Source organism: Acinetobacter sp. ANC 4805, assembly GCF_022549495.1.
Classification (GTDB): Bacteria; Pseudomonadota; Gammaproteobacteria; order Pseudomonadales; family Moraxellaceae; genus Acinetobacter.
This window is the reverse complement of the sequence record NZ_JAKZGD010000005.1, coordinates 107,559-119,956: the sequence shown is the minus strand read 5'-3', so window position 1 is coordinate 119,956 and position 12,398 is coordinate 107,559. Positions and strand designations below refer to the sequence as shown.

The window sequence follows — 12,398 nt, the reverse complement described above, 5'->3', positions numbered from 1 at the left end:
TTGTTTTACGGTGTTGATATTTTGAAAGCTAAAACATGATCAAAATCTCTATTTAGAATACCTAAATGAGATTTTTTACTAACTTGCGGTCTATAGATTTTGCATGGTTTTCTTCTATAATCGTCATAAAGTGACATTCTTTTTTTATGAAAATTCAAGAGTTACAAGCCCTAATAAATGGTCAAATTCAACCACAACAAATATGCATAGAGCAGCTTGTAGCATTGGCTAGGCAGCATACTTTGACGAATACACCTGAATACAAACTGTTAGATGATGCTGTGAATATTGTACTTATTCATTATTTAAAACAGGCTCAAGCCTATCTCTAAGGAAACTATCAATGGACGTATTAGAGAAAGCATTATTGGTTGACGAGCTCAAACATCTCATTGTTGGGCTTAATAATGATAAAACCTCGCATTTTGAGATTGCCAAATCAAAACAACGTATTAAAGACATTTGTGCATCTTGTGATGATCCCGTTTTTCAAGATCAACTCACTCCATTTAGAGAGCTTATGCAACAAGAAGAATTTTCATCTGATGAATTGGAACGTTTTGGTTATGCATTGACTTATCGTGGTACATTCAACTTCATGGGCCGAGTTGAACATGCGTTATTTGCCTCTGGTGATATGGGGTGGGCTGCTTTACGTCAAGCTCAACATTGGCAAATTTGGGTCATTCGTCCAGCATTATCTTTTTTAAAGAGTCCTTGGCTGATATCGACCCAACAAGCTTTGGAATGGTTACAGACACATACCAATGACTATATAAAAACAGATGATGAGCTCAAAAGTCTTATTCCTGTTTTAGAGCCAATTCATCAAAGTTCAACAAATTTATCATTAGATTCAAATCAGACAATTCACAAGGACAGATTATCTGCTATGAGAGAAGAAACTGCGAATTTTGAAGCACAACTCGAAGCACTTATTCAAGAAAGAATTCAATCTGTACCACGAACTCAAGTCGCAACGACGCCACCGCCAGCAAAGCCTAAACCAAGTTTTAGGCAAAATGTACGCCCAGTTGCAAATCTCAATAAGGCGAAACCCGTTGCGCTTAAAGATTTCAATTTAGATGGATTACTTTGTCGTCTTGAACGTATAGACCCAAGAACATTCCCTTCTTTATATCGTGTCGAATTACATGATGAAATTGATCAAAATATTAAAATTGATTGGTTATATTTAAAAGCCGAGAATGACGTACAACCGATATGGGAAAAAGCCCAAATCTTTGTTGCGGAACAGCTCTACGGACAAGGACAATTTTCGCATTATGTCGTGCTAATCGGTACACATAGTATCGACTATGCAACAACCATTCTACAAGCCTATACAGACCAACGTCATACCCAAACTAGCTCCATCCATCAAATAGATTGGGTCACGTTTAAACAGCATTACCATCACCATGAGACCTTATTTAATGAATGTATCATGAATGGTAGTCAGGTTTGGCAACGTAATGATCGCTCATATCCATACATTCCTGCATCGTTTATTAATACCCAGAAATTTATTCCTTTCGAAGAAACGACCGCGACTTTTTTAACACCTGTGATTTTGCTCAGAGAACGCCAAAAAATTAGAGTGTTACATGGTTCTGAACGCGTAAAACTATCAAGTGAAGATCAAGCTTATCCATATCTTTTATTAGATCGTGCAGATGGCTATACATGGCAATTGATACGTCAAGTGATTAGTCGTTTACCACAACCTATTTCCGTACATGACTTATACCAAGCCTTAGAAAATGCAGATCTTTCTGCATCATAATTTCTTATAAAATAATCATAATGCTTATCCATCATCAGACCTACGATATTTATATCGCAAGTCTGATGATGGATTTTTTATAGCGACCTACACGAGAAATTATGGGCAATCTCGTTGAATTGCTGTTTTTTGTGTCTTTAGCTTGATTTTATGGGGCAAATCATCAAAAGTTAAATGAATAACAATATATAAGTTTGAATCATGACCACTCTTAATCAAACGGTACCATCGCAGATCTTGTACACGTTACTTGTGCTTTCATTAGGCTTGCCAATTACAGTCAATGCAGCGACAGATACAAGTATAGCTGAGCCTGAGCAACAGAATGTTTTAAAACCTGAAACAACCCAAGAAAATGTCTTAGATTATATTCCTAAATGGGTCGATGCGACCCCAACGGTTCTCCCTGAACAATCCAATCAACCGATTGTCCCACCCACCTCAGAAACAGAAGATAAAACATGGGTTGATCGTAAACAACGTGATATTCGACATTGGGCTGATCAAACCTCTGTCAAAATTGATGATTGGTTTGGTGATGTTGATCCTGAAAGACCTGCTTCAGCAACGATTCGTGTCATGTTGGATAATTACTGGAATAAGTATGATGAATATGAGGTCAAACCGCGTATTCGAGGGAAAATCCGCTTACCGACCTTAGAAAAAAAATTCAGTGTGGTATTTGGTGATGATTCACTCGATGATGAGTTTAGCAACAATATTGCCAATACCAATACCCAACCGAATCAAGATCCGGATAAGAGATTCGACTCTAAGCAAACACGTGATTCCAATGGATCAATTGCGTTACGTTGGTCAGATTTCTCGAAAAAACTTCCTTTCGAAACAGATGCCGATATCGGTATTCGTTCTGGGGATGATGTTTATCTCCGCCTAAGAGCAAAGAAAAATTGGGAGCTACATAATAATTTCCACTTCAATGCTGAGCAAATTTACCGTTATGGCAGTGATAGTGAAAATTATCTTCGAACCAATCTAGAACTGATTCATGCGCGCCCCAATCAGCCATTTTTATCAAATCAATTCAGTTTGACCTATGCCGATACGCAAGATGATGACCTCACTTGGGATAATCGAATTTTCCGCCAACACCAGTTCTTTGCGCATAACAATTTTAATTACGGTATCTATACAGGTGGCTATTACAACAGCAATGACTTACGTCTAAACAGTTGGGGACCCTTTGTCTCATGGAGACAACCGCTATGGCGTGAGTGGTTCTATGTACAAGGCGATCTAAACTATTTCAATGATCATCGTGAAGACCGCAGCCATTTCATCAGTACATTTGTTCGTCTTGAAACCCTATTCTAAATTCACTTAAATCATCTAAATGCCCAATCAAACTGTCGATTGGGCATTTTTATTTCTAACAATCGTTCTAAAGTAAATAAACAGTTAAGCTTTGATTGTTATCATCATGTCATTTTTATCTTTCTCTATTTCAACATGAATCAACGATACGCTTTGCCCGTGTATTTATTGATTGTAGGAACCTTGTCTCTCGGTTATCTACAGCTCCCTTTATTGGCTGTCGTCTTACCTTCGAGCAGAGATATTACACTCTCACCTATTACTGCACATCTTAGCTATACTAAAAACCAACCTCAACAAAGTGCTTTGAGCTGTACTCACCCAATCACGCTCGATATTGAACAACAAACTAATGAACAATTAAGTCAAGAACTCATGGAGGTTTTTGGTCATGACTCATTATGGCAACGCGCACAACAACCCCAACCGACAAAGAAATTAGGGAAAAGTACTAAACATCATTCTCATAAAATCAGCGCTACACCCAGCCCTTTGAGTGCAAGCTGGACTACGATTTCCAGTTGGTTACCTTTTAGAAATGATCTTGATTTAGGTACAAATTCAGAGACAGATATTTATATCCAATTTTTAGCAAAGAAACGGTGGGCATTACATTCAGGACTACATCTCGATACAGAACAAATTTTTCGTTATGGTTCAAGCAGTAAGAACTATACCGAAACTCACTTAAATTTAACCCGACAATTCCAACAACAAAATCAGCTTTCCACACAATTTAACTTTTCTAAAACACAAGATACAGAATATATATGGAGTAATCGCACCTTTCAGAAGTTGAATTTATTGTCTCAAAATAATCTCACCTATGGCATTTTTAGTACAGGTGATTACGAGAACAAAGCACTACGTGTCAATGAATGGGGGCCTTATTTTTCTTGGAAGCGACCCATTTGGCGTAATTGGATCTATATGCAAAATGACATTAATTATGTAAACATGCCTGCCACCGAGCAAGGCTATTACCTCAACTACCAAATGAAGTTTGAAGCACACTTCTGATGAAAAGATCAGCATCTCTGTGGATAACTTTAATGTTATCCATAGACATAAAAAACCTCCGCCAATGAAGCAGAGGTTTTTTTATGCTGTTGCTTATTTCAATAATAAACTATTAATGCGTTTCACATAGGCTGCTGGATCTTCGGGTAAACCACCTTCTGCAATCACTGCCTGATCAAAAATCACATTGGCTAAATCATCAAACTGCGCTGAGTTCTCTAATTTTTTCACCAAAGGATGCTCAGGGTTGATCTCTAAGGTTGGTTTAATCTCAGGAACAGCTTGTCCTGCTTGTTTCAGCATACGAATCAATTGCGGAGACAATTCACCTTCACTGGTTACCAAACATGCCGGTGAATCAACCAAACGAGTGGTCACACGAACTTCTTTGGTCTTGTCTTTTAACGATGCACTTAAACGGTCAACCACAGGTTTGAATTGTTCAGCTGCCTCTTCAAGTGCTTTTTTCTCTTCGGCATCTTGTAAATCACCGAGATCAACTGCACCTTTAGATACGTTTTGCAGTGGCGTACCATCAAACTCAAATACAAAGTTCATCGCCCATTCATCAACACGGTCTGCCATGAGCAAAACTTCAATGCCTTTTTTCTTAAACACTTCAAGTTGTGGTGAGTTTTTCGCAGCCGTTAAATTATCAGCAGTCACATAATAAATCGCTTTCTGCCCTTCTTTCATTCGTGCTTTATAGGCAGCAAAAGACGTTGTGATTTCGTCACTGGTTGACGTCGCATAACGTAATAATTTTAAGATGCGTTCGCGGTTACCTGTATCTTCACCTAAACCTTCTTTCAATACCGAACCAAATTCAGTATAGAAAGTTTTGAATTTCTCTTGGTCTGTTTCATCTTCCGACTTTGCTAAACCATCCAATAAAGTCAGTACACGACGTGCATTACCTTCGCGAATTGTTTTCACATCGCGGCTTTCTTGTAGAAGTTCACGGCTTACGTTCAGCGGTAAATCTGCACTGTCGACAACCCCCTGAACAAAACGTAAATAATTTGGAATCAAATTATCTGCTTCATCCAAGATAAACACACGTTTCACATACAGTTTAATACCTGCTTTCGCTTCACGGGTAAAGAGATCTTGTTTGGCTTGACTTGGAATATACAATAATTGCGTGTATTCCGTACTGCCCTCGACACGGTTATGTGCCCAAGCTAAAGGTGCTGTAAAATCATGGCTGAGATTCTTATAGAACTCAATGTACTGTTCATCTGTGATTTCATTCTTGCTACGCGTCCATAGCGCGCTCGCTGAGTTAATCGCTTCCCATTCATCTGTTTTGACCATTTGACCGCCTTTTGGTTCTTCACCTTCAGCGACCTCTTCCTCTTGCCATACTTCTTTCTGCATTTCGATTGGCAAGCTAATATGATCTGAATATTTATTGATGATTTGTTTAACTTTATACGATTCTAAATAATCAAGTGCATCATCACGTAAGTGTAAAATGATGTCTGTACCACGCGTTGCTTTTTCAATGTTCTGAACTTCGAATTCACCTGTACCGCCACTGATCCAGCGTACACCTTCTGCTACATCCAAACCTGCACGGCGTGATTCAACCGTAATTTTATCAGCAACAATAAAGCCTGAATAAAAACCGACCCCAAATTGACCAATCAACTGTGCATCCGCTTTTTGATCGCCACTCAATTTCGACATAAAGTCTTTGGTGCCCGATTTTGCAATTGTACCCAAGTTATCAATCGCTTCTTGTTGACTTAATCCAATTCCATTATCAGAAATGGTTAAGGTCTTATTGTCTTTGTCTAAGCTGACACGGACATGTAAGTCTGGATCATTCTCATAATATTCAGGATGATTAATCCCTTCAAAACGTAATTTATCGCAAGCATCTGAGGCATTCGAGATCAATTCTCGTAAGAAAATTTCAGGGTTAGAATAGAGAGAGTGCGTCACTAAATGCAATAACTGGGCAACTTCAGCTTGGAAACTATAATTCTTTGATGCTTGTTCGCTCATAAATGACTCCTTATTTGATGATACTGATCTATTTAGAATGATTTATGAATGGTGCATATCTATGATTTTTCAATCCTGAATCTTGATTTTTTTCATCCATCGATCAATAAAATACCATTAGAATGGTCCATGGCTGAACACACGCTCTTGTAACAATTGATCAAGCTGCTGTTGGCGTTGTAAATAAGCCTGTTGAATACATGCTGTACTTGCAGCACATGCATTCCTTTGTTTCAACCATTGAAACTGTCTATCCTTTTCCGCATCTCTTCCCCCCATAGGTAAAGCATGCAGAATAATCTGATACGTTGTTGCAAGCTTCACATCTGCATCATTTAAACCTTGATCGCTACAGACCTGTTTTTCAGTTTTCAATTTTGCGGTTTTACAAGAGAAACTGGCTGCATAGGCTTGCGAGAAAAATAATAAGGGGGTGAGTAATAATGCTGTGCTTATCAATTTTTTCATCATGGATCATTCACTTTTATTGAAGCTTATGTCTCAGCATACAAAACTCAAGTGTTGAAGCCTGTATCGGTTTTATATTGAAATTGCAAAAATAAAAAACCTCACACAAGGTGAGGTTCTTTTAACCTTACGCGAACTTAGAATTTATAGCTATAACCCAAGGTATAAACGATCGGATTAAGGTCTAAATCAAATTTAGTACCATTGGTTAATTTAACTTCAGGGCTAAGATCTGCATAACGCACATCCATATAAACACCCCAGTTTGTTGCATCAGCTGGTTGGAAATTAAAACCAAGCTGCCCTGCAAAACCGTAAGTATTTTTCACATCATCAGCAAGACCTTTTTCATGCCATGCGATAAAGGCTGTACCACCCACCCCAACATATGGAGTAAAACGAGTTGAGTTTTTAAAGTTATATTTTGCTGTAATTGTTGGTGGCAATTGACGAACACTCGCGACTTTATCACCATTCAATAAGACATCGTGGTTGATTGGGTTAGCAAGTAAGATTTCAGCTGAAAATGGTGTATCACCAAAAAAATATTCTACTGAAGGTGTGAATGCAATTTCATTATCGCCTTTGACTATAGCACCAGGCGCTACTGTTGTATCTGCTGATGGTGCAATAGCACTGGCACCGACCTTGACTTGGAAACCACCTGCAAATGCAGTTGATGATAACCCCAACAATGCAACAACTAATACTTTCTTTAACATTTAAACAACCTCTTTTAGAAAATTATGTTCTTGTCCAACATAATAAGCATGGGTTTTTACATTATGCAATACATATTAATTCCAACCTTTTTGATTGATTTTGTAATATATTGAATAATAAAAAAATATATTTGTTAAAATATGTAATAATTAATAATTCAGACCAATTCAATCGACTTAAACCACTATAAAACCTAGCATTTTTATCAAGATAAATTATTATTAGAATAAGATGAAGTTTTTAAAAAAATTAAATTTAGATTAATTTAAAAATATAACCACCTAAAATTAATACTAAAAATATATTATAAATAAAGATTAAAAAATAGACAAAAATTGTCATTTATTGATATTTTTTACAAAAAATAAAAATGGCTCATATAGAGCCATCAATATTATAAAACCATTGCTGCAATCCAGCCAAAAATAAGCAGAGGAATATTAAAATGTAAGAATGTTGGCACAACCGTATCCCAAATGTGATCATGTTGACCATCCACACCTAAACCTGCTGTAGGCCCCAAAGTTGAATCCGAAGCAGGTGAACCTGCATCACCTAATGCAGCAGCCGTCCCAATCAATGCGATTGTTGCCAAAGGTGAGAACCCAAATTGTACACATAAAGGAACATAAATCACCGCAAGTACAGGCACACTTGAGAATGAAGAACCAATACCAATCGTGACAAATAAACCAATAAACAGCATCAGAAATGCAGCAAGTGCATGATTATCACCAATGATATGTACGACACCATTCACCAAATGAGTAATATCACCCGTATGGGTCATTACTGAAGCAAACCCTGCCGCAGAAATCATAATGAAACCAACCAAAGCCATCATGCGCATCCCTTGCACAAAGACATCATCTGCCTCTTGCCATTTAAAGATACCAGATGTAGACAACACCGCAAAACCAACAAGTCCACCCAAAATCATCGAGCCTGAATATAACTGTGCAACTAAGGTTAAACCGATCGCAAGCAAAGCCATAAACATGGTTTTTTTAGAAATATAAGGGACATTTTCAGCTTCATGCTTTAATTCCTCAGCATCCGCTTTTAAATCATATTCTGCTTGTGTTGTTGCCCTCAGTGGCTTATCCAAATCAATAGTGGTGACGGGTGAAATTGAGCGATCAACGTATTCACGAGGCTTACGATAGCTAATGAATACGGCAACCAAGGTACCAATCACCATGCCTAAAACTGGAATCGCCATTCCGATTGGCATCATCCCCCGCTCAACATGCAGTCCATATGCAGCACCAATTTTGTTGATATTTCCCATCAAAATTTGTTCAAGGAAAATAGCACCAAAGCCAACTGGAAGAAAAATATACGTTCCGACTAAACCCAAAGTCAGCACACAGGCTGCCGCACGTCGATCTAGCTTTAAATGATTCATTACTTTCAATAAAGGCGGAACAAGCACTGGAATAAAAGCAATATGCACAGGGATTAAGTTTTGAGAGAAAATCGCAGCAATCAGTAAAATCGTTAATAAAAGATACTTCACCTTTTTTTCTTGGTTTTTACTTGCTTCCATGCCCAATAAACCAATCAGTTTATGGGCAAGCAAGTCAGGTAAACCTGACTTGGAAAGTGCCAGAGCAAAAGCACCCAAAACAGCATAGGCTAAAGCAACTTCAGCACCATCCCCTAAGCCCGCATTAAAGGCTTCCACAGTTTGAGAAAGGCTCAGTCCTGCAACTAAACCACCAATAATGGCTGAAATCACCAAAGTGAGAACAACAGAAACTCGTGCCAATGACAAAATGAACATCACGGCAATCGCAATTACGACAGCATTCATGAAAAAATTTAGGAGCAAAGAAAAGGCGATATTCTAGCAGATTCATTAAAATCTAGCTGAAAATACCGCCGAATTGCGATCTATCTTATGTGATTTTTATTCTGATTAATCCGCTAAACCATTAAACAGTCTGACGTTGTACAAATTGACGGATCAGTTCAGCAATTTTAGTTGGTTGACTTAACACCGCCCAATGATTTGCATCTAGCTCTACATACTCAAAATTCTCGACCCATTTTGGCATTGATTCAGTCACGTACTCAGGGCTTACAAAAGCATCTCGTTTCAATACGATCGCTTGAACAGGACATTGTGCATAACGTTGGCGTGGTTGCATCAAAGACGGAATAAAATTCGCACGGTACAAATTAATGCCATATTTACCATCTGCAACAATATTGGCATTCAATGGCAAATTCTGTTTCTTTTCTAAACCACTTAAAATCTTGCCCCATTTCTCTGGGCTAAAGAACGTCCAAACAGTTGGTGCAACTAAAGGTAAATGGAATGCGCCTATATACCAAGATTTGGTCAGCATTTTTAGTACATTGCTTGGTGCAGATTTAAATTTTTCACGTAAATACAGAGATGCATGGTCTAAACATGGGCCTGAAATCGTCGTATAAGACAATAAACGACCTTTTAATTTTGGCTCAGTCGCAGATTCCCAAGACTGTAAAGAACCCCAATCATGTGCCGCCATATGGAAATTACGGTTTGGTAGAACTTGATCAACCACTTCTTGTAAATCTAAAGACAAACGCGGCAAACGATAATCTTTAATACGCTTTGGAATCGAAGATAAGCCTGCACCACGAACATCATACGTCACAACATAATAGTCATCGACCAATTGCTCAATAATCGGTTCCCATACTTCCTGATTATCTGGATAACCATGTACCAAAACTAGAGGTATTTTCTTTTCATCGCCCCATGTTTTTACACAAAGTGTGTGTTGATCAGATGTGGTCACTGTTTTTACTTGTGCTTGCATAATTCTTTCCCATTTTGTTTTCAAACGGCATGATCAGTCAAAAAACAACCATTGCCAGCGATACAATAAAAATGATACTTATGGAGTATGAATAGAGTTGTCAGAAAAAAAATTGACCATGAAAGACTTTTTAAGAAAAATTCGAACCATTCCTGCCGTTTCTAAATTTATGATCAACCACTATTCTCCTTATCGTGGTGCAGGAATCGCGATCGAAACCATTGATCTGGACAATTATTTCATCCGAATTAAAATGCCACTCACGAGAAAAAACCGCAATATTGTCGGAACACACTTTGGCGGCAGCCTATATTCTATGGTTGATCCTTTTTATATGCTGATTTTGATGCATCATTTAGGTCATAAGTATATTGTTTGGGACAAAAGTGCCTCGATTAACTTTCTATCACCTGGTCGTAGTACAGTCTATGCCGATATTAAACTCAGTGCGAAGGAAATTATTGAAATTAAACAGTTAGCTGAAAACCATGAACCGATTTTACGTCACTACACGCTCAACATTGTAGATGAAACAGGCAATCGAATTGCTGAAGTTGAAAAAGTTTTATATATCCGCCGTAAAAAATCCAAAGCAACCTCTTAACTCATTTGACTCAACTAGAAATGCCTGCAACAAGAGCAGGCACTTTAGATTCAGCGGATAAGAAATTATCTTTTCTTCTCTTGGATTGCTGCGCCTGCCCCTCCTCCAATTGCACCACCAATCGCCGCACCAGTATCACCACCAAAAATTGCCTTACCGACGACTGAACCAATGCCCGCACCCACTGCACTACTTGTAGTTGAATTGCTATTACCACCTTTAGCATTAGCACCAACACCTGCACCCGCTGCCGCACCAACACCTGCACCTAAACCACCGCCGACATGATTACCTAAACCACCGCCCACAGCACCGCCAAGTGCTGCTGCACCAATACGTTGATCCGATGCACTCATATTCTGACAGCCTGTAAACATCACCGCTGATAACAATAGCGTCGATACTAAACCGATTGTTTTTTTCATGACCATACTCACTTTTATACCTTCTATTGAAAAGCATAATCTTATTTTTTACCCCAAATGGTCAGATTATGTAATTGCTCTGGGTGCATTCTTTGCTTTTTGTAATAACCGCTAACAGACTAAAAAATCATTTGACCTCTAAATGGTCACCTTGCTAGTTTGACGTCAACCTTAGAGAATAAGTTAAAGCCTTTAATCCAACAATCATGGCAGAAAGAATCCTGAACTCGCTGTAGCATTCACATTTGAAGGGTAAAAAGAATGAAAATATTTGTTGTTCTCTCGATGCTGATATTACTCAGCCTCAATCCATCAACACATGCAAATTTGTTCAATATCCAAACAGCAGCCAAAATGAACTCATTGAAAAATGTTGCTTATGGTCATCATCCTGAACAAATAATGGATATCTACTTTCCGTCTAAACCTCTAGCAGAAAAACAACCAGCACCATTAATCGTTATGGTACATGGCGGTGCTTGGAGTATAGGTGATAAAAATAATACTACAGTAGTCAAAAATAAAGTGGAGTATTGGGGCAAACGAGGCTGGATATTTATTTCTATCAATTATCGATTACTTCCTAATGCAACAGTACAACAACAAGCTCAAGATGTCGCAACAGCATTAATTTATATTCAAAACCACGCATCTGATTGGCATGCTGACCCTAAACAACTTGTTTTGATGGGTCATTCGGCTGGCGCACATTTAGTTAGCCTACTCAGCACACGTCCTGCTTGGTTAACATCACAACCGCAAGCTTGGCGTACCACCATTGCTTTAGATAGTGCTGCTTATGATATCGAAAAGATTATGCAAGCTCGACATGCTCGGTTTTATGATCAAGCCTTTGGCAATCAACCCTCAAATTGGAAAGCACTATCGCCTACGTTGCAACTACATCAAGCTTTACCTAATTTCCTTGCTATTTGTTCAACAACTCGCCCTGATCAGCCCTGTATACAGGCTCAACAGTTTGTTCAACAAGCGCAAAGACTCGGCACCCAAGCACAGCTATTGGCACTTCCACTTTCACATATTGAAATAAATCGGTCTTTAGGAAAAAATAATGAATATACCGAGGCTGTGAATCAATTTATACAAACTCATTAATTGATGTTATGTGCGTGTTAAAAAGCGAATCACTTTTACAGCAGTCATGCTGTGAAATTGCAATTTTTAAACATAAGAAAGGCACCCTAAGGTGC

At 38.3% G+C, this 12,398-nt stretch carries 12 protein-coding genes; 6 read left to right on the top strand and 6 right to left on the bottom strand.

From position 1 onward, the window contains the following. Positions 1-146 precede the first annotated feature (146 nt). The 4 genes from MMP60_RS08415 to MMP60_RS08400 all read left to right on the top strand — a co-directional run bounded on the left by MMP60_RS08415 (position 147) and on the right by MMP60_RS08400 (position 4,141). Positions 147-332 (top strand): hypothetical protein, encoded by a 186-nt coding sequence (locus tag MMP60_RS08415; protein WP_241335840.1) that lies wholly within the window; start codon positions 147-149, stop codon positions 330-332. Between the two features lie 11 nt (positions 333-343). After that, positions 344-1,786, top strand: a complete 1,443-nt coding sequence (locus MMP60_RS08410) for a hypothetical protein (RefSeq protein WP_241335839.1) — start codon at positions 344-346, stop codon at positions 1,784-1,786. Positions 1,787-1,987: 201 nt separating this feature from the next. Continuing rightward, on the top strand, positions 1,988-3,121 hold the full coding sequence (locus MMP60_RS08405; RefSeq protein WP_241335838.1) for a hypothetical protein: 1,134 nt from the start codon (positions 1,988-1,990) through the stop codon (positions 3,119-3,121). Positions 3,122-3,256: 135 nt separating this feature from the next. Then, positions 3,257-4,141 carry a selenocysteine synthase gene (locus tag MMP60_RS08400; RefSeq protein WP_241335837.1) on the top strand — a complete coding sequence of 295 codons (885 nt, stop codon included), beginning with the start codon at positions 3,257-3,259 and terminating at the stop codon, positions 4,139-4,141. Positions 4,142-4,234: 93 nt separating this feature from the next. Here MMP60_RS08400 and htpG read toward each other — a convergent pair whose 3' ends face one another. From htpG to MMP60_RS08375, 5 genes are all read right to left on the bottom strand, one after another. Continuing rightward, complete coding sequence (gene htpG / locus MMP60_RS08395) at positions 4,235-6,154, bottom strand: molecular chaperone HtpG (protein WP_241335836.1); 1,920 nt, start codon at positions 6,152-6,154, stop codon at positions 4,235-4,237. 117 nt (positions 6,155-6,271) lie between these two features. Beyond that, positions 6,272-6,622: a hypothetical protein gene (locus tag MMP60_RS08390; RefSeq protein ID WP_241335980.1), complete on the bottom strand. Its 351-nt coding sequence runs from the start codon at positions 6,620-6,622 to the stop codon at positions 6,272-6,274. A 137-nt stretch (positions 6,623-6,759) separates the two neighbouring features. Then, positions 6,760-7,344 carry an OmpW family outer membrane protein gene (locus MMP60_RS08385; protein WP_241335835.1) on the bottom strand — a complete coding sequence of 195 codons (585 nt, stop codon included), beginning with the start codon at positions 7,342-7,344 and terminating at the stop codon, positions 6,760-6,762. 395 nt (positions 7,345-7,739) lie between these two features. Then, positions 7,740-9,161, bottom strand: a complete 1,422-nt coding sequence (locus MMP60_RS08380; protein WP_241335834.1) for a Na+/H+ antiporter family protein — start codon at positions 9,159-9,161, stop codon at positions 7,740-7,742. Positions 9,162-9,282: 121 nt separating this feature from the next. Further along, a complete protein-coding gene (locus MMP60_RS08375; protein WP_241335833.1) occupies positions 9,283-10,158 on the bottom strand; it encodes an alpha/beta fold hydrolase in 876 nt (291 codons plus the stop codon). Positions 10,159-10,276: 118 nt separating this feature from the next. Between MMP60_RS08375 and MMP60_RS08370 the strand changes: the two genes are divergently transcribed. Next, complete coding sequence (locus MMP60_RS08370; protein WP_241335979.1) at positions 10,277-10,762, top strand: DUF4442 domain-containing protein; 486 nt, start codon at positions 10,277-10,279, stop codon at positions 10,760-10,762. Between the two features lie 65 nt (positions 10,763-10,827). Here MMP60_RS08370 and MMP60_RS08365 read toward each other — a convergent pair whose 3' ends face one another. Continuing rightward, positions 10,828-11,187 (bottom strand): YMGG-like glycine zipper-containing protein, encoded by a 360-nt coding sequence (locus tag MMP60_RS08365; protein WP_241335832.1) that lies wholly within the window; start codon positions 11,185-11,187, stop codon positions 10,828-10,830. Between the two features lie 261 nt (positions 11,188-11,448). Between MMP60_RS08365 and MMP60_RS08360 the strand changes: the two genes are divergently transcribed. Next, a complete protein-coding gene (locus MMP60_RS08360; protein ID WP_241335831.1) occupies positions 11,449-12,303 on the top strand; it encodes an alpha/beta hydrolase in 855 nt (284 codons plus the stop codon). Positions 12,304-12,398 lie beyond the last annotated feature (95 nt).